General features: G+C 70.9%; 17 protein-coding genes. 9 read left to right on the forward strand and 8 right to left on the reverse strand.

Going from position 1 to position 17,873, the window contains the following annotated elements:
- Positions 1 to 3: 3 nt before the first annotated feature.
- Entirely contained in the window at positions 4 to 1,122 is a 1,119-nt protein-coding gene (locus AC27IY_RS16090; protein ID WP_344209195.1) for a polyamine ABC transporter substrate-binding protein, read from the reverse strand.
- Positions 1,123 to 1,482: 360 nt separating this feature from the next.
- Between AC27IY_RS16090 and AC27IY_RS16095 the strand changes: the two genes are divergently transcribed.
- Entirely contained in the window at positions 1,483 to 2,466 is a 984-nt protein-coding gene (locus AC27IY_RS16095) for a hypothetical protein (protein ID WP_423444316.1), read from the forward strand.
- Positions 2,463 to 3,425, forward strand: a complete 963-nt coding sequence (locus tag AC27IY_RS16100; protein ID WP_423474679.1) for an SIS domain-containing protein — start codon at positions 2,463 to 2,465, stop codon at positions 3,423 to 3,425. Before AC27IY_RS16095 ends, AC27IY_RS16100 begins: the two co-directional genes overlap by 4 nt.
- Positions 3,426 to 3,434: 9 nt before the next feature.
- On the opposite strand, the gene AC27IY_RS16105 is transcribed toward AC27IY_RS16100, so the two are convergent.
- Genes AC27IY_RS16105 through AC27IY_RS16120 form a run of 4 tightly spaced genes read right to left on the reverse strand, consistent with a single transcriptional unit; the run spans position 3,435 to position 7,487 of the window.
- Positions 3,435 to 4,004, reverse strand: coding sequence for a GTP-binding protein (locus tag AC27IY_RS16105; RefSeq protein ID WP_344209201.1), 570 nt, complete (start codon positions 4,002 to 4,004; stop codon positions 3,435 to 3,437).
- Positions 3,985 to 4,353: a DUF742 domain-containing protein gene (locus AC27IY_RS16110; RefSeq protein ID WP_371250112.1), complete on the reverse strand. Its 369-nt coding sequence runs from the start codon at positions 4,351 to 4,353 to the stop codon at positions 3,985 to 3,987. The genes AC27IY_RS16105 and AC27IY_RS16110 overlap by 20 nt, the downstream gene beginning before the upstream one ends.
- A 12-nt stretch (positions 4,354 to 4,365) precedes the next feature.
- Positions 4,366 to 4,785, reverse strand: a complete 420-nt coding sequence (locus AC27IY_RS16115; RefSeq protein ID WP_091093434.1) for a roadblock/LC7 domain-containing protein — start codon at positions 4,783 to 4,785, stop codon at positions 4,366 to 4,368.
- Positions 4,782 to 7,487, reverse strand: coding sequence for a sensor histidine kinase (locus AC27IY_RS16120; RefSeq protein ID WP_487178402.1), 2,706 nt, complete (start codon positions 7,485 to 7,487; stop codon positions 4,782 to 4,784). Before AC27IY_RS16120 ends, AC27IY_RS16115 begins: the two co-directional genes overlap by 4 nt.
- A 418-nt stretch (positions 7,488 to 7,905) precedes the next feature.
- Between AC27IY_RS16120 and AC27IY_RS16125 the strand changes: the two genes are divergently transcribed.
- The 5 genes from AC27IY_RS16125 to betA are packed head-to-tail and all read left to right on the forward strand — an operon-like array spanning position 7,906 to position 14,377.
- Entirely contained in the window at positions 7,906 to 8,886 is a 981-nt protein-coding gene (locus tag AC27IY_RS16125) for a quaternary amine ABC transporter ATP-binding protein (RefSeq protein WP_487178403.1), read from the forward strand.
- Positions 8,883 to 10,799: an ABC transporter permease gene (locus AC27IY_RS16130; RefSeq protein ID WP_423444308.1), complete on the forward strand. Its 1,917-nt coding sequence runs from the start codon at positions 8,883 to 8,885 to the stop codon at positions 10,797 to 10,799. The genes AC27IY_RS16125 and AC27IY_RS16130 overlap by 4 nt, the downstream gene beginning before the upstream one ends.
- The gene (locus AC27IY_RS16135; protein WP_487178404.1) at positions 10,796 to 11,767 is read left to right on the forward strand and encodes an ABC transporter substrate-binding protein; all 972 of its coding nucleotides are present in this window, start codon (positions 10,796 to 10,798) and stop codon (positions 11,765 to 11,767) included. The genes AC27IY_RS16130 and AC27IY_RS16135 overlap by 4 nt, the downstream gene beginning before the upstream one ends.
- Positions 11,768 to 11,816: 49 nt before the next feature.
- Complete coding sequence (locus AC27IY_RS16140; protein ID WP_371250108.1) at positions 11,817 to 12,755, forward strand: ABC transporter substrate-binding protein; 939 nt, start codon at positions 11,817 to 11,819, stop codon at positions 12,753 to 12,755.
- The gene (betA, locus tag AC27IY_RS16145) at positions 12,752 to 14,377 is read left to right on the forward strand and encodes a choline dehydrogenase (RefSeq protein ID WP_487178405.1); all 1,626 of its coding nucleotides are present in this window, start codon (positions 12,752 to 12,754) and stop codon (positions 14,375 to 14,377) included. The genes AC27IY_RS16140 and betA overlap by 4 nt, the downstream gene beginning before the upstream one ends.
- Here the strand turns inward: betA and AC27IY_RS16150 are convergent.
- The gene (locus AC27IY_RS16150) at positions 14,370 to 15,134 is read right to left on the reverse strand and encodes a TetR/AcrR family transcriptional regulator (RefSeq protein ID WP_344209216.1); all 765 of its coding nucleotides are present in this window, start codon (positions 15,132 to 15,134) and stop codon (positions 14,370 to 14,372) included. The genes betA and AC27IY_RS16150 overlap by 8 nt on opposite strands.
- A 79-nt stretch (positions 15,135 to 15,213) precedes the next feature.
- Between AC27IY_RS16150 and AC27IY_RS16155 the strand changes: the two genes are divergently transcribed.
- Positions 15,214 to 16,164: an ATP-binding cassette domain-containing protein gene (locus tag AC27IY_RS16155; RefSeq protein ID WP_364448716.1), complete on the forward strand. Its 951-nt coding sequence runs from the start codon at positions 15,214 to 15,216 to the stop codon at positions 16,162 to 16,164.
- On the forward strand, positions 16,161 to 16,949 hold the full coding sequence (locus AC27IY_RS16160; protein WP_371250105.1) for an ABC transporter permease: 789 nt from the start codon (positions 16,161 to 16,163) through the stop codon (positions 16,947 to 16,949). The genes AC27IY_RS16155 and AC27IY_RS16160 overlap by 4 nt, the downstream gene beginning before the upstream one ends.
- Positions 16,950 to 16,953: 4 nt before the next feature.
- Here AC27IY_RS16160 and AC27IY_RS16165 read toward each other — a convergent pair whose 3' ends face one another.
- Both AC27IY_RS16165 and AC27IY_RS16170 read right to left on the reverse strand, forming a co-directional pair.
- Positions 16,954 to 17,529, reverse strand: coding sequence for a GTP-binding protein (locus AC27IY_RS16165; RefSeq protein ID WP_329583880.1), 576 nt, complete (start codon positions 17,527 to 17,529; stop codon positions 16,954 to 16,956).
- On the reverse strand, positions 17,510 to 17,872 hold the full coding sequence (locus AC27IY_RS16170; RefSeq protein ID WP_091093418.1) for a DUF742 domain-containing protein: 363 nt from the start codon (positions 17,870 to 17,872) through the stop codon (positions 17,510 to 17,512). The genes AC27IY_RS16165 and AC27IY_RS16170 overlap by 20 nt, the downstream gene beginning before the upstream one ends.
- Between the last annotated feature and the right edge of the window lies 1 nt (position 17,873).

Genomic DNA, 17,873 nt, shown 5'->3' on the forward strand with positions numbered 1-17,873 from the left:
TGACTACGACTGCGCCGTGACTTCGCTGGAAAGCCGGGTGTACTTGGTGGACGCCTGGCCGAGGTCGATGATCGACTCACCGGCGAGCAGCTCGGCCGGCTTGACGCCGAGCAGCGAGCCCTCGGGGGCCTTGACGCGCTCCATGGCGGCCTTGTTCGGCACCTTGTAGTTGATGTTCTCGGCGGCCCAGCTGTGGATCTCGGGGTCGAGGATGTAGTTGATCAGGGCGTGCGCGGCCTCCTTGTTCTTGGAGGACTTCATGATCACCATGGTGTCCACCCAGAGGTCGCTGCCCTCCTTCGGCACCGCGAACTTGATGTTCTTCTCGGTGGTCGGGCACCAGCCGTCCCACGCCTCGACCATCACGGCCTCGCCGGACTTCAGCTTCTCGCCGAACGTCGTGTCGTCGTAGGCGAGCAGGTGCGGCTTGGCCTCCAGCAGCAGCTCCTTGGCCTTGGCGATCTCCTCGTCCTTGTCGGTGTTGACCGAGAAGCCGAGGGACTTGAGCGCGGGCAGGGCCAGCCAGCGCTCGGTGGTCATCATGGTGACCTTCTTGTCGGCCCAGGCCGGGGGCTTCAGCAGATCGTTCCAACTGGTGGGCACGCTCTTCACCAGGTCGCTGCGGTAGCAGATGCCGGTGGTGCCCCAGGTGTAGGGCACGGAGTACTTGTTGCCCTTGTCGTAGGAGAGCTGGCTCGCCTCCGGGAAGAGGTTGGCCAGGTTGGGGACCAGCTCGGCGTGGATGGGCTCCAGCAGGCCCTGCTCGTTGAGCGCCTGGGCGTACTGGCCGGAGACGAAGGCCACGTCGATGCCACTGTCGCCGGAGGCGGTCAGCTTGGCCATCGCCTCCTCGTTGGTGGCGTGCAGGCCGACCTTCACCTCGGAGACCTTGAGCTTCTCCTTGGCCTTCTCGGGCAGCTCCTTCGGCGTGTAACCGTCCCATACAGTGACCTGGAGCGACTGCTTCGACAGGTCGGCATTGGGCTTGAGCTGTTCTGCAGCCGCCGCGGTCGCGCCGTCTGAGCTGTTCGACGACTCACCGCCGCACGCCGCGACGGCAAGCGCGAGGCCGGCCGCCGCGACGGCGGCCGGAAGACGACGGGTGAACCGGATACGGGACACGGCCGCTACTCCTTCTTGATGTGCGATGTACGAGGGGTCGCGCGACCTTACCGGACACAGCAGACCAGGCTGAGAGTGTTGCAGCACGAATCAACATGAGCAAGACTTTTCACCACATTGCTACCTGGAAGTTTGGTCCACCAGTTGAATTGGGATTCAATAGCGCAGCGGTTGGTCTCTCTCGGTGAGAAACCCCTTACCGCACGAGATCGCGGGCTCACCGCCGCGCTTCTCACGGTGTTGGAGGGAGAGGTGCCGGCGCCCTTCAGCGTGCGCCGGTTCCTGCCGCTGCCAACCCTCTCGTACGACCCGGCATGTCCGCACATCGGGGTCCCGCGTGAAAGGGACTTCGGCGCCCACGTGGACCAGACGAACTACTCGGTGGTGGTGGCCGAGAAAGTGGTCGTGAAGTGGCTGACCCCACCCGTCCCGCTGCCCCATCCCACCCCGGAGATCCTCTCCCACCTCGTTGAGGCCGGATTCAACGACACAGCTCCCCCTTACGCGGCTCTGACCGGCCCTGTCGACGGCCGGGAGTGCCTGCTCGCCCTCGCCACGGGCTACCTTCCGGAGGCCAGGGACGGCTGGGAGTGGTGCGTGGACGAGGCCGAGGCGGGCGAGACGGCGTTCGCCGCCGACCTCGGCCGCCTGGCCGCCGACCTGCACCTCGCCCTGTCCACCCTCCCCCGCACCGCGCCGGCCACGCCGCCGTCACCGCCGTCGCCCGAGCCGCCATCACCCGAGCCGCCGTCGCCCAAGCCGGCTGAGCTGCCGCCGCCCGCCGCCGTGCGGGCCGCGGGGGCGCTGGCCGAGGCGCTGGAGCTCACCGGCGGCGAGGACGGGCGGTGGCTGGCCGGCCGCGCCGACCGGCTCAGGCACGAGCTCGAACCCCTCGACGCCCCCATCGCCTCGCCCCTCATCCGCATCCACGGCGACCTGCACGTGGGCCAGATACTCCGGTGGCGCGACGGCTACGCGGTCATCGACTTCGACGGCAACCCCACGGTCACCGACGCCGACCCCTGGCAGCCGGCCGCCCGCGACGTCGCCCAGCTCACCACGAGCCTGGAGCACGTGGCCCAGGTCGCGATCAAGCGCCGCGGCACCCCGCCCGAGCGGGCCGCCGCCTGGGCCGAGGCCGCCCGCGCGGGCCTGCTGGCCGCCTACCGGGCCCGCCTGGCCGCGCGCGGCCGCCCCGATTTGCTGGACGAGGGCCTGATCCGCCCGTTCGAGATCGAGCAGGAGTGCCGCGAGCTGATCTACGCCGCCCGTCACCTGCCCCGCTGGCGCTACGCCCCCATGGGCGTCCTGCGCACCTGGTACACCGAGGAGAACCCGTCGTGAATCCCGAGCTCTACCTGTCCGACCTGGAGGCCAAGCCCGCCGCCCTGGAGGGCCTGGCCGCCGCGCTCGCCGCCGCCGACCCCTTCGCGGAGCTGCCCGCGAACCCGCGCCGGGTGCTGTTCCTCGGCATGGGCAGCTCCCGGTACGCGGCCGGGGTCGCGGCGCTGCGCCTGCGCGCCGCCGGCGTGGACGCCTACGCCGACTACGCCTCGGCGGCGGCGACGTACCCGGCCACCCCGGACACCCTGGTGATCCCGATCTCGGCCACCGGCGGCAGCAGGGAGACCATGGACGCCGTGGACCGCTACGCCGGCGGCCCGGCCTTCGTCGCGGCCCTCACCAACCGGCCGGACTCCGCGCTCGCCGGCCTGGCGCACGCGACCATCCCCATGCACGCCGGCGAGGAGCGCGGCGGCGTGGCCTGCCGTACCTTCCAGCACACCCTGGCGCTGCTGCTGGCGCTGGAGAGCCGGCTCACCGGGCGGCCCCTGGACCTGGCCGGGCTGCTCGGCCGCACCGCCGAGGCCACCGCCGACCTGCTCGACCGCAGGGACGAGTGGCTGCCGCTGACCATGGAGCTGCTGGACGGCCCGCACGGCGTCTACACGATCGCCCCCGCCGAGCGGCTGTCGTCGGCCGAGCAGTCGGCGCTCATGCTGCGGGAGGGCCCGCGCCGCGCGGCCGACGCCTGCGAGAGCGGCGACTGGTCGCACGTGGACGTCTACCTCACCAAGACCCTCGACTACCGCGCCCTGCTCTTCCCCGGCTCCCGCTACGACGAGCAGGCCATGGACTGGGTGCGGCAGCGCGGCTCCACGGTGGTGAGCGTCGGCGCCGAGGTGAAGGACGCCGCGGCCGCCATCCGCTACGCGCACGACGACGACCCGGACGTGGCGCTGCTCACCGAGACGCTGGTGGCCGAGCTGGTCGCGGCCTACTGGTGGGCCGCCCAGTCCTAGCCGGCGGAGTCAGCGGGCGCGGGCGGCGAGGGCGTGCTCGACCAGCGTGATCAGGGTGCTCTTGACCGCCTGCCGCTCGCGCGCGTCGGTGCGCACGATCGGCACGTGGGCCGAGAGCGTCAGCGCCTCCCGCACCTCGTGCTCGACGTGCGGGAACTCGCCGTTCCAGCCGTTGAGCCCGACGACGAACGGCATCCCCGCCTCCTCGAAGTAGTCGATCGCGGGGAAGGCGTCGGCGAGGCGCAGGGAGTCGACCAGCACGACCGCGCCGATCGCGCCTTTCACCAGGTCGTCCCACATGAACCAGAACCGGTGCTGCCCGGGCGTCCCGAACAGGTAGAGGATCAGGTCGCGGTCCAGCGAGAGCCGGCCGAAGTCCATGGCCACCGTGGTGGTGGTCTTGCCAGGGGTGTGCGCCAGGTCGTCGATGCCCTGCGACGCCTCGGTCATCACCGCTTCGGTGGTGAGCGGCATGATCTCCGAGACCGCACCGACGAACGTGGTCTTGCCCACCCCGAAGCCGCCGGCCACCACGATCTTCGTCGAGGTGAGCCCGGCGTCAGAGCCTGCGAAGTCCACTGAGAACCCTTTCGAGCAGGCCGCGATCCGGCAGGCCCGCCTCAAGCTGCGGCTGGTAGACGCGGACCAGACCGTCCGCCTCCATGTCGGCGACCAGCACCCGTGCGACGCCGAGGGGAACACTCAGCAGAGCCGAGATCTCCGCCACGGATCTTACCTGGCGGCACAGCTCGCTGATCGCGCGGTGTTCGCGGGGGTAGGTGGGGCCGAGCTGCGCCGACGTGGCAGAGGACACGAGCGCCTCCATCGCCAGGGCGCTGCGCGGGGTGGTGCGGCCGCCCGTGAGGGCGTACATGCGCACCAGCGAGCTGCGCTCAGGCTCGGCCTCACCGTTGTGCCACGATGCCACGATCGCCTCCCCCTACCACGGACGCCCGGACAGCTCCGCCCGCACCGCGGGCGTGAGCACCTGTCCCGCGCGCTCCACCAGGATCGTCATCTGGTACGCCACCAGCCCCATGTCGCAGTCGGGCGCGGCCAGCACCGCCAGCGACGAGCCGTCGCTGATCGACATCACCAGCAGCAGGCCGCGTTCCATCTCGACCAGGGTCTGGGTCACGCCGCCGCCCTCGAACACGCGGGCCGAGCCCGCCGTGAGGCTGACCAGGCCGGCGGCGATGGCGGCGAGCTGGTCGGCGCGGTCCTTCGGGAACCCGCGGGAGAACGCCATGGGCAGGCCGTCGGCGGAGACGACCACGGCGTGCGCGACGCCGGGCACCTCGTCGACGAAGCTGCTCACCAGCCAGTTCATGTCCCTGGCAGCTTGACTCAGCTCCTTCATGAGTCCTCCTCAAGCTCGGACCGGCCCTTGCGCACGCCCTGCTGGTAGCTGGCCAGTCTGCTGCGTAACCGGTCGGGGGACACCGGAGGAGCGGGAGCGGGCGGCGGTTGCGGGTTCGCGGTGCCCGGTACCAGGTTCGCGCGCGGCGTGCGCTTCGGCAAGCCGGAGCTCGTGGTCCCGCCCTGCACGGGCTCGGCGGCGGTGCCGGCGGCCTGCCAGCCGGTGTCGGCGGGCGAGGACCAGCCGAGGTCGCGCTCCCGGTGGTCGGCCGTGGGCGCGGGCTTGCTGAACCAGCTGCTCTCGTCCTCGACCGAGGCGAAGATCGGCAGGAACTCGTCCTTGGACGGCTCGGGCGGGTACGACGGCAGCGGCGTGGCGAACGACGGGTACGACCCCGTCACGTGCGGCGCCTCCAGCGAGGAGGAGCCGGTGCCCGTGTGCGGCGAGCTGAACCAGGACGACGGCTCCGGCAGCGCCGCGTCGAACGACGGATGCCCGGCGAAGGGCGCCATCGGCGCGGCGGGCTGCCGCGGCGCCGGCGGGACGGGCGGCGCGGGCGGCACGGGGGACGCGACCGGCGCGGCCGGGATCGACGTCATCGGCGGCCCGGAGGGCATGGCGGCCATCGGCGGCTGCCCGTGCTGGAGGCCGTGCTGCAGACCCTGTTGCTGGCCGTGCTGCAGGCCCTGTTGCTGGCCGTGCTGCTGGCCGTGCTGCTGGCTCTGGCCCGGCAGCGCGCCGTTCACCGCCGTGAGCAGCATCGGCGGGACGAGCACCATCGCGGTCAGCCCGCCGACGTCCTGGCGGCGGAGCTGCACCCGGATGTTGTGCCGCAGCGCCAGCCGCCCGACCACGAACAGGCCCATGCGCCGCGACACCGACACGTCCACGACGGGCGGGTTGGCCAGCCGGTGGTTGGCCTCGGCCAGCTCCTCCTGGGTCATGCTGATGCCGTTGTCGGTGACCGACAGCAGCAGCGAGCCGCCGTCGATGCGGCTGCTGGAGATGATCACCTTGGTGTCGCGGGACGAGAACGACACCGCGTTCTCGACCAGCTCGGCGAGCAGGTGCACGACGTCGGTGACGGCCTGGCCGGCGATGGCGACGTCCGACTGCACCTGGATGCTGACCCGGTCGTAGCTCTCGACCTCGCCGAGCGCGGCGCGCACGATGTCCATGACCTCGACCGGCTCGCTCCACTTGCGCGCGGCCTCCTGCCCGGCGAGGACCAGCAGGTTCTCGCTGTTGCGGCGCATGCGGGTGGCGAGGTGGTCGAGCTTGAACAGGTCGGCCAGCCGGGCGTCGTCGCGCTCGCCACGCTCCAGCTTCTCGATGAGCGTGAGCTGCCGCTCGACCAGGGTCTGGCTGCGCCGCGACAGGTTGACGAACATGGCGTTGACGTTGGAGCGCAGCCGGGCCTCGTCGCCGGCCAGCCGCACGGCCTCGCGGTGCACCTCGTCGAAGGCGCGGGCGAGCTCGCCCACCTCGTCCTTCGTGAAGATGCCGATGGGCGGGACCTCGGCCGCGATCTCGCCGTCCCGGGACTCGCGCAGGTGCTGGACGAAGGCGGGCAGCCGGTGCCCGGCGATCTCCAGTGCCTCGCTGCGCAGCCGGCGCAGCGGGCGCACCATCGAGCGGGCCACGCCGGTGGTGACCAGCAGCACGGCCACCAGCAGGGCGAGCACGGCGCCCGCGACGACCCAGGCGCTGCGGCGCTCGGCGGCGCTCAGCTCCTCGCTGCGGGCGAGGATGCCGGCGGCCTGGCGCTTCTCGACCGTGCGCATGGCGTCCACGACGGCCTTGGACGCCTCGAACCACTCCCTGGCGTCGTCCTTCTTGGACAGGTCCAGGCCGCGCAGCGGCAGGCCGTTCGTGGACCTGATGAGCACGAGTTCGCGCAGGAACAACATGCGCTCGGCGACGTTGCCGTTGACGGTCTCGTCGAAGAAGCGGCGTTCCGCGGCGGTGGCCTCGGCGGCGAAGGCCCTGCGCTCGGCGGCCTCGCCGGCCTGCCGGCCGAGGAAACGTTCCAGCTGCTCGGGGTCGAAGGCCCCTTCGGTGAGCACGACGGTGACCAGGGCCTGCTGGTAGGCGACGCTCTCCTTGACCCGGGCGAGCGCGTCGAGCATGCGGGTCTGGCGGAACAGCTCGTCGTCGGAGCTGCCCTTGATCAGCTCGTTGTGCGTGGCGAGCAGGTCGGCGATGACCGTCGTGTAGAGCTCGACGGCCGGGCCGGGCAGCAGGTTGGCCTCCAGGGCCTGCTTGCGCAGCGCGATCAGGTCGTCGAGCCGGTTGAGCAGCTGTTCGAGCTGGTCGGCGGTGCGGCCGGTGACCTCGCCGAGGAGCTCGCGGGCGATGGCGCGGACGTCCCTGGCCGCGAGGTCGCTCTCGTCCATCTGGTTCTGGACGTCGTTCAGGGCGCTGGCGGGCCGGTTGCGGGCGATGTACCAGGACATCCTGGCGCGTTCGCCGGAGACGGCGTGCGTGAGCGCGCCCAGCTCCTCCGAGAGACGGGCGAACTGGTTCGTCCTGGCGTAGTCGCCGGCCGCGGAGGTGGAGGCGAGCACCTGGATGCCGCCCAGCAGGACGGCGGCGGCCGTGGGGATGAGAATGAGCGCCACGAGCCGTGCCCGTACCCGCCAGTTGCGCAGCCGCCAGTTGCCTTCGCCGGTCTGCCTCCTCTGGCTCAGCTGTGTAGTCACCGGAACGCACCTCGCCCGAATCGGCGTATAAGGGAGGGGCCTGTGTCCCCTGAGGAAATCAGCAAGTGCCGGTAATTGGAACACATCACGTGGCAGGGAAGCTACCCAAACATATCGCGACAAAAATCTATCTGTGTGGTACGCCGGGAAAATCTGGAGTTCCAAGTTCCGGACCGGTCCAGCCGGAAATGCACCTCTGACTCACCCGCTGTCGCCTGATGGGCGGTTTGAACGTTTCAAAGCAATAACGCCCCGGAAGCACGCCGGTCTCCGGACGGTCACACCGTTGAGATCGACATTAATCACGCCATATGTTGAGCGACGGCAAACGAGGAGGCGAGTAGTGGGGGATTCTCCCGACAGCGCGGCAATCAGCGTCACGGGCCTTTGGAAGATCTTCGGATCCCGGGCGCGCAAAGTGCTGGACAGTGAGGACCGGCACCTCGAACCCGCCGCGCTGCGCGAGAAGACCGGCTGCACCGCCGCCGTACGTGACGTGAGCTTCGAGGTGCGCCCCGGCGAGGTCTTCGTGGTCATGGGCCTGTCGGGCAGCGGCAAGTCCACCCTGGTCCGGTGCCTGACCCGGCTGATCGAGCCCACGGCGGGCACGATCACGATCGGCGGCGAGGACGTCGGCCGCGCCTCGCCCGCCCGGCTCCGCGAGATCCGCCGCCACCAGGTCAGCATGGTCTTCCAGCACTTCGGCCTGCTGCCGCACCGCAAGGTGGTCGACAACGTCGCCTACGGCCTGGAGATCCAGGGCACGCCCAGGGCCGACCGGCACGCGCGGGCCGGCGAGATCCTCTCCCTCGTCGGCCTCGACGGCTACGCCGACGCCTACCCCGACCAGCTCTCCGGGGGCATGCAGCAGCGCGTCGGCCTGGCCAGGGCGCTCGCGGTGGACCCGCAGGTGATGCTGTTCGACGAGCCGTTCAGCGCGCTCGACCCGCTCATCAGGCGTGACATGCAGGCCGAGGTCATCCGCCTGCACCGTGAGGTCGGCAAGACGATGGTGTTCATCACCCACGACCTGTCCGAGGCGCTCAAGCTGGGCGAGCGGATCGCGATCATGCGGGCCGGCTCGATCGTGCAGCTCGGCACGGCCGAGGAGCTGGTGGGCGCGCCCGCCGACGACTACGTGGCCGACTTCGTCCGCGACGTGCCGCGCAGCCACGTGCTGACCCTGCGCTGGATCATGCGCTCCCCCGAGCCCGGCGAGGCGCTGGACGGGCCCGAGCTGCCGGTGACCACCCTGGTCAAGGACGCCATCGGCGTGGCCTCGGCCTCCGCCCGCCCGATCCGGGTCGTGGACGGCGGCGAGCTGGCCGGCGTCGTGGACCGCGTGGACCTGCTGACGTTCCTGTCCGGCGAGGACGTGCCGGTCAAGGCGGGGGCATGAGCAGCACCACGGCGGTCGGCGCGCCCTCCAGGCTCAGGCTCCCCCGCTGGGCGGCCCCGGCCGGCGTGGCGGTGCTGATCGTCGTGGCCTACCTGGTCTTCCGCGGCACGGGCACGCTGCCGCACGACAAGGAGGCCCCGCAGTTCCTGGCCGTCACCGACCTGCGCGAGTGGATCGACGGGCACCGCAACGAGAGCCCGCTGTTCCTCTACTTCCTCAACTACATCCGGCTCTTCGTGGGCTCGCTCTACGACCTGTTCTCCGGCGCGCTGGCGGCGCTCGGCTGGCCCGGCCTGACCGGCGTGCTGGGCGGCCTGGCCTGGCTGGCCGGCGGCTGGCGGATCGGGCTGCTCGCGGTCGCGGGCGTGAGCACGTTCGGCGTGCTCGGGCTCTGGCAGTCCAGCGTGGACACCCTCGCCCTGGTCGCGGTGGCGGTGCTGCTGTCGCTGGCGATCGGCGTCCCGATCGGCGTCTGGGCGGGCCGGTCGGCACGGGTGCGGCGGGCCGTCACGCCGGTGCTGGACGTCATGCAGATCATGCCGACGTTCGCCTACCTGGCCCCGCTCGCGCTGTTCTTCCACATCGGCGCCCCGGCCGGGGCCATCGCCACGATGATCTACGCGATCCCGCCGGCCATCCGCATCACCGCGCTGGCCGTCTCGGAGGTCTCCCCCACGGCCGTCGAGGCGTCGGGGTCGCTCGGCGCCACCGGCCGCCAGACGCTGTTCAAGGTCGTCCTGCCGCTGGCCCGGCCCACGATCGCGCTGGCGGTCAACCAGACGATCATGATGGCCCTGTCCATGGTCGTCATCGCGAACCTGATCGCCGCCCCCGGGCTCGGCGGCGACATCATCCGCGGCCTGTCGCGGGCCCAGGTCGGCATCATGCTGCCGGCCGGGGTCGCTGTCGTCGTCATGGCGATCGTGCTCGACCGGATGACGACGGCGCTGGCCCGCCGGGGCCCCCACGCCCGGCTGCGCCGGCTCGACCTCGCCGCCGCGGGCGCGCTGGCCGCGGCCGGCCTCGCGCTGATCCCCGTGCTGCCGCGCGCCTGGCCGGAGGGCTGGACGCTCAACGTCACGGCCGAGATCAACGCCGCCGTACGGTGGGCCGAGACGAGCTGGTACCCGGTCACCACGTTCGTCAAGGACCAGACCTCCGTCCTGCTGCTCAACCCGCTGGAGTCGCTGCTCACCTCGGCCCCCTGGTGGCTGGTCGCGCTGACCGTGCTGGCCGTGGCCTGGCGGGTCAGCGGCCCACGGGCGGCGCTGACCGCGCTCGGCTGCCTGCTGGCGATCGCGCTGCTCGGCACGTGGGAGCACGCCATGCAGACGATGACCACGGTGGCGCTCGCGGTGCTGGTCACCCTGGTGATCGGCCTGCTGCTGGGGGTGGCCGCGGCCCGCTCGCCGCGCTGGTCCGCCGTCCAGCGTCCGCTGCTGGACGCCGCCCAGACCATGCCGGCCTTCGTCTACCTGCTGCCCGCGCTGGCGCTGTTCGGGACCACCAGGTTCACGGCCATCTTCGCCTCGGTCATCTACGCCGTGCCGCCCGTGGTGCGCCTGGTGGAGGACGGCATCAGGGCCGTTCCCGCCGAGGTCGTCGAGGCCGCCGTGTCGGCCGGCTCCACCCCGGGCCAGCTCCTGTGGAAGGTGCAGCTCCCGATGGCCCGGCGGGCGATCCTGCTGGCCGCCAACCAGGGCATCGTGATGACGCTGGCCATGGTGGTCGTCGGCGGCCTGGTCGGGGCGGGGGCGCTCGGCTACGACGTGGTGGTCGGCTTCTCCCAGCGCACCGACTTCGGGCTGGGCTTCGTGGCCGGCGTCGCGACCGTGCTGCTCGGAGTCATGCTCGACCGCATCACGCAGGGCGCGGACCGGCGCCCTTCCCCCCACAGAAGGAAAAGCACATGAAGATCCGCCTGCTCGCAGGCTTGCTCGCTCTTGGGATGGCCGCCGCGGGATGCGGCGGAGCCACGGTCGAGACCTCCCCCAGCGCCTCGGCCGGCGCCCCGCAGGGCGGCACCGGCAGCTCGACGGGCACTGTCAAGATCGCGATCAACCCGTGGGTCGGGTACGAGGCCAGCGCGAACGTGGTGGCGTACCTGCTGAAGAACGAGCTCGGCTACACCGTGGAGCTGCCCGAGATCAAGGAGCAGCTCGCCTGGGAGGGCTTCGAGAACGGCAGCGTCGACGTCATCATCGAGAACTGGGGCCACCCCGACCTCAAGAAGTCGTTCATCGAGGAGAAGAAGGTCGCGGTCGAGGCCGGCTCCACCGGCAACAAGGGCGTGATCGGGTGGTACATCCCGAAGTGGATGGCCGACAAGTACCCCGACATCACCGACTCCAAGAACCTCAACAAGTACGCCGACCTGTTCAAGACCTCCGAGTCGGGCGACAAGGGCCAGCTGCTGTTCGGCGACCCGTCGTACGTCAGCAACGAGGATGCCCTGATCAAGAACCTCAAGCTGAACTACAAGGTCGTGGTGGGCGGCAGCGAGGCGGCCCTGATCAAGAGCGCCCAGCAGGCGCAGGAGCAGCAGAAGCCGCTGCTGTTCTACTTCTGGGACCCGCACTGGCTGTTCAACAAGACCCAGCTCGTCCGGGTGAACCTGCCCGCCTACACCGAGGGCTGCGACGCCGACCCGAAGAAGGTCGCCTGCGACTACCCGGAGATGGACCTCGACAAGATCGTCAGCAAGAAGTTCGCCGACACCGGCGGCAAGGCCTACGAGCTGGTCAAGAACTTCAACTGGACGAACGAGGACCAGAACGCCGTCGCCAACGACATGACCAACAACGGCATGACCGGCGAGCAGGCCGCCAAGAAGTGGGTCGAGGCCAACACCGCCAAGTGGCAGGCCTGGATCCCCAAGTGACCCCTTCTGGCCGCGGCCCCTCGGTCGGGCCGCGGCCCCGGAGACTCTCATGCGCTTGAAGACGCTCGCCGCGCCGCTGGCCGCGGCCGTTCTGCTCCTGACGTCCTGCTCCAGCGAGGAGCCCGGCGCCGCCACCGGCGCCAAGAAGACCGTCAACCTCGACGTCCATGCCTGGGTGGGCTACGAGGCCCAGGCCGCCGTGCTGAGCTACCTGCTGGAGCACGAGCTGGGTTACACGGTGAACACGCGGAAGATGAAAGAGGAACAGTCCTGGCGTGATTTCGAGACCGGCAAGGTCGACGTCATCATCGAGAACTGGGGCCATCCCGACCTGAAGAAGCAGTACATCGAGCAGAAGAAGGTCGCGCTGTCGGCCGGGCTCACCGGGAACAAGGGAGTGATCGGCTGGTACGTCCCCGAGTGGATGGCCAAGAAATATCCCGACATTACGGACTACCGAAACCTCAATAAGTACGCAAGCCTCTTCCGGACCGAAAAAACCGGAAACGCCGGTCAGATCCTGGACGGCGATCCGACGTTCGTGACGAATGACGAGGCTCTGGTACGCAACCTCCGCCTGAATTACAAGGTCGTCTACTCGGGCAGCGAGGACGCGTTGATCAAGGCGGCCCAGGACGCGACGAAGAATCGGACGCCGCTGCTCATGTATTTCTACGAGCCGCAATGGCTGTTCACGAAGGTGAAGCTGGTCAAGATCGCGTTGCCGGCGTACGCCGTCGGCTGCGACGCCGACGCGGCCAGGGTCGCCTGCGACTATCCGCCGTACCTGCTGGACAAGATCGTCAGCCGCGGCTTCGCCGAGAAGGGCGGCCGGGCCTACGAGCTGGTCCGCAACTTCACCTGGACCAACGACGACCAGAACCGGGTCGCGAGCGCGATGATCAACGACAGCAAGACGGCCGAGCAGGCCGCCGCCGAGTGGGTGGCGGAGAACAAGATCGTGTGGAAGGACTGGATCCCCCGGTGAGGTTCGACTTCGTCATCGTGGGCGGCGGCTCGGCCGGTTGCGCCCTGGCCAACCGGCTCAGCGCCGACCCCGCCACGTCGGTGCTCGTGCTGGAGGCCGGGCGCCCCGACAGCCTGTGGGACGTCTTCATCCACATGCCCGCCGCGCTGATGTTCCCCATCGGCAACAGCCGCTACGACTGGAAGTACGAGTCCGAGCCGGAGCCGCACCTGAACGACCGGCGCGTCTACCACGCGCGGGGCAAAGTGCTCGGCGGCTCCAGCAGCATCAACGGGATGATCTTCCAGCGCGGCAACCCGCTGGACTACGAACGGTGGGCGGCCGACCCTGGCATGAAGCACTGGGACTACGCCCACTGCCTGCCCTACTTCAAGCGCATGGAGAGCTGCCTCGCCGACCCGGGCACCGACTACCGCGGCGGCGAAGGGCCGCTCAAGCTGGAGCGCGGGCCGGCCGAGGGGCCGCTGTTCGAGGCGTTCTTCGCCGCCGTGCAGCAGGCCGGGCACACGCTGACCGACGACGTCAACGGCTACCGCCAGGAAGGCTTCGCCGCCTTCGACCGCAACGTGCACCGGGGCCGCAGGCTCAGCGCCGCCCGCGCCTACCTGCATCCGGTGCGCCACCGCCGCAACCTCACGGTCCGCACCCGCGCCTTCGTCGAGCGGGTGCTCTTCGAGGGCACCCGGGCGGTGGGCGTACAGGTCGGCGGCGAGCGCATCGACGCCGGCGAGGTGATCCTGTGCGGCGGCGCGATCAACTCCCCGCAGCTCCTCCAGGTCTCGGGCGTCGGGCCGCGCGCGCTGCTCGAACCTCTCGGCATCGACGTGGTGCACGACCTGCCGGGGGTCGGCGAGAACCTCCAGGACCACCTGGAGGTCTACGTCCAGCACGCCTGCCTGCGGCCGGTGTCGCAGCAGCCGTCGCTGCAGCTGTGGCGGCGGCCCTTCATCGGCGCGAACTGGCTCTTCCTGCGGCGCGGCCCCGGAGCCACGAACCACTTCGAGGCGGGCGGGTTCATCCGGTCCAACGACGACGTGGCCTACCCCAACCTGATGTTCCACTTCCTGCCGCTCGCGGTCCGCTACGACGGCTCGGCCCCGGCCGGGGGGCACGGCTACCAGGTGCACATCGGCCCGATGTACTCCGACGCGCGCGGCTCGGTCCGCATCACCTCGGCCGACCCGCGCGTCAAGCCCGCCCTGCGCTTCAACTACCTGTCCACGGAGCAGGACCGGCGCGAGTGGGTGGAGGCCGTCAGGCACGCCAGGACCATCCTGTCCCAGCCCGCCTGGGACGGCCTGGACGGCGGCGAGATCTCCCCCGGCCCCGAGGTCGAGACCGACGAGGACATCCTCCGGTGGGTGGCCAAGGACGCCGAGACCGCGCTCCACCCGTCGTGCACCTGCCGGATGGGCACCGACGAGCTGTCCGTCGTGGACCCGGACACCATGCGCGTGCACGGCCTCGACGGGCTGCGCGTCGTGGACGCCTCCGCCATGCCCTACGTCACCAACGGCAACATCTACGCGCCGGTCATGATGCTCGCCGAGAAGTCCGCCGACCTCATCCTCGGCAACACCCCGCTGCCGCCCGAGCCGGTGGAGTTCTACCGGGCTACGTAGCGCGGCGCTCGACCAGGGCCTGGATGCCGTCCAGCACCCGCTGCAGGCCGAACTCGAAGGCGTGCTCGGGGCTGTAGGCGGCGTTCATGGCCTCGCCGGCGGCCTGGCCGACGCGGGTGGCGACCGGCCAGCGCTCGGTGTCGGCGATGCGCGCGAAGAAGGGCCCGTGCGCGGCCCACCACTGCTCGTCGGTCAGGCCCGTCTGGCTCTCGACCTGGGCCGACTCGACCGCTCCCCTGGCCGTGCCGTGCACGAAGCCGGTGATCAGGGTGATCACCGCGTCCATCTCCACGTCGCTCAGGCCGATGCCGTCCACGGCGCGCAGCTCGTAGTCGTACTTGGCGGTCACGTTGGGGCCGAGCACCGGGCGGCTCGCGGCCACCTGGAGCAGCCAGGGGTGGCGCAGGTAGAGCGCGAAGTTCTCGCGGGCGATCTGCTCCAGGCGGCCCCGCCAGCCGCCGGGGACGTCGTCGGGGCGGGCGGTCTCGCCGTAGACCGTGTCGAGCATGACGTCGAACAGCTCCGGCTTGCCCGGCACGTACGTGTAGAGGGACATCGTCCCGACGCCCAGCCGCTCGGCCACGCGGCGCATGGACAGCGCCTGCAGGCCCTCGGCGTCGGCCACCTCGATCGCGGCGCGCACGATGCGCTCGACGCTCAGCTCCGGCTTTCCCTTGCGGCTGGCCCGCTCGCTGGTGCGCCAGAGGAGGGCGAGGCTGCGGGCGGGGTCGCCCTTTCCCGGGTGTTCGACGGTCACCTTCGTACGGTACACCGTACGGTTGCCCTTTTGAATCGTAGACTGTACGGTACGGCGTACGTTTGGGAAGGAGAGCGTGATGACGGCGGTGCTGGCACGCGGGTTGCGCAAGACATACGGCGACAAGACGGCCTTGGACGGCCTCGACCTGGACGTGGGCGAGGGCACGGTCTGCGGCCTGCTCGGCCCCAACGGCGCGGGCAAGACCACGGCCGTGCGCATCCTCACCACGCTCCTGCGCCCGTCGGGCGGCCGGGCCGAGGTGGCCGGGCACGACGTGGTGCGCCGGCCGCGCGAGGTGCGCCGCAACATCGGCCTGGTCGGCCAGCACACCGCCGTGGACGAGCTGCTGACCGGCCGGCAGAACCTGGAGCTGTTCGGCCGCCTGCACCACCTGGGCGCGGCGGCGGCACGGGCGCGGGCGGGTGAGTTGCTGGAGCGGTTCGGGCTGCGGCACGACGGCCCGGCCAAGGACTACTCGGGCGGCATGCGCCGGCGGCTCGACCTCGCCGCGAGCCTGATCCTGGCGCCGCCCGTGCTGTTCCTCGACGAGCCGACGACGGGCCTCGACCCGCGCAGCCGTACGGAGATCTGGCGCGCGGTGCGCGAGCTGGTCGCCGGCGGCACGACCGTCCTGCTGACCACGCAGTACCTGGAGGAGGCCGACCGGCTCGCCGACCGGATCGCGGTCGTGGACGCGGGCCGGGTGGTGGCCGAGGGCACGCCGGACGAGCTGAAGTCCCGGCTCGGCGGCGACCGGCTGGACGTGGTGATCCATGCCCCCGAGCGGCTGGCGGAGGCCGCGGGGATCGCGGCCCGCGCGGCCGGCGGGCCGGTCGAGTCCGACCCCGACGCCCGCCGCGTGTCCGCGCCCGTGGCCGACCGGGTGAAGGCCCTCACGGAGGTCCCGGCCGCGCTGGCCGCGGCCGGGATCGAGGCCGAGGACATCACCGTACGGCGGCCGACCCTCGACGAGGTCTTCCTGACCCTGACCGCCACCCCCGTGAGAACCGGAGGAGAGCACGCATGACCGCGCTGCGATGGGCGCTGGCCGACGGCTGGACCGTCGCCCGGCGCGACCTGATCCACTGGCGCAACCAGCCGATGACCGTGGTCTTCGGGATCGCCTTCCCGATCATGATCACGCTGGCCTTCGGCTACCTGTTCGGCGGCGCCGTACGGGTGCCGCAGGGAGCCGGCTACTTCGATTTCCTCATGCCCGGCATGTACGGCATGACGATGCTCTTCGGCCTGAGCGCCACCATGGTCGCCGTGTCGGCCGACGCCGCCAAGGGCGTCACCGACCGGTTCCGCTCGCTGCCCATGTCACCCTCGGCCGTGCTCGTCGGCCGGGCCGTCGCCGACCTGCTCCACTCGGCGCTGATCCTCGCCGGCCTGCTGGCCTGCGGGCTCGCCGTGGGCTGGCGGCCGGCCACGGCCGGCGGGGCGCTCGGCGCGGTGGGCCTGCTGCTGCTCCTGCGCTTCTCGCTGCTGTGGGCCGGGATGTATCTCGGCCTGGTGGCGCGCGAGCCGGGCGCGGCGGTGGTCGTCCAGACCCTGGAGTTCCCCGTCGGGTTCCTGTCGAACGCCTTCGTCGCCCCCGGCACCATGCCGGGCTGGCTGGGCGCGATCGCCGAGTGGAACCCGCTGTCGTCCACGGTGGCCGCGGCCCGGCAGCTCTTCGGCAACCCGGGCTGGGGCGGCGGCTCCTGGGTGGCGCAGCACCCGGTGCTCATGGCCGTGGCGTGGCCCGTGGCCATCACCGCCGTGTTCTTCGTCCTGTCGGTCCGCCGCTACCGGCTGCTGGACCGGTAGGCGCTCAGTGGACGGCGGCGCGCAGGCGTACGACGTGCTCGACGAGCGTGATCAGCGTCGCCTTGACCGACTCGCGGTTGCGGGCGTCGGTGCGGACGATCGGCGTGTGCGGCGAGAGCGCCAGCGCCTCCCTGACCTCCGGGTCGGAGTGGACGAACTGCCCGTCCCAGCCGTTGATGCCGACGACGAACGGCAGCTTCGCCTCCTCGAAGTAGTCGATGGCGGGGAAGCTGTCGGCCAACCGGCGGGTGTCGACCAGGACCACGGCCCCGATCGCGCCCTTCACCAGGTCGTCCCACATGAACCAGAACCGGTGCTGCCCGGGCGTGCCGAACAGGTAGAGGATCAGGTCCCGGTCCAGCGAGAGCCGGCCGAAGTCCATCGCCACGGTCGTGGTCTGCTTGTTGGGGGTCATCCCCAGGTCGTCGATGCCCGCGGACGCGTCGGTCATGACCGCTTCCGTGGTGAGCGGGAGGATCTCGGACACCGCCCCCACGAACGTCGTCTTGCCGACGCCGAAGCCCCCGGCCACGACGATCTTCGTCGAGGTGAGGCCGGGGCTAGAGCCTGCGTAGTCCACTGAGCACCCTTTCGAGCATGTTGAGGTCTGGCTGTCCCTGCTGGAGGCGTGGCTGGTGCAGGCGGACAAGCCCTTCGTCGGACATGTCCGCCACGAGCACCCTCGCCACGCCCAGCGGGACGCGGAGCAGGGCCGAGATCTCGGCGACCGACCGGAACGTCCTGCAGAGCTGCATGATGGCCTCCTGCTCGGGGGTGAGCAGAGCCATCTCGGCGTCCGGGATCGACATCGAGGAGATCAGGGTCTCCATCGCGAGGTGGTACCGCGGCTCGGAACGACCGCCCGTCACCGCATAGGGACGGAACAGGGGCTCTTCTTCCCCGATCCCGTCACTGCCGTACACG

Source organism: Nonomuraea sp. B208, assembly GCF_057536035.1.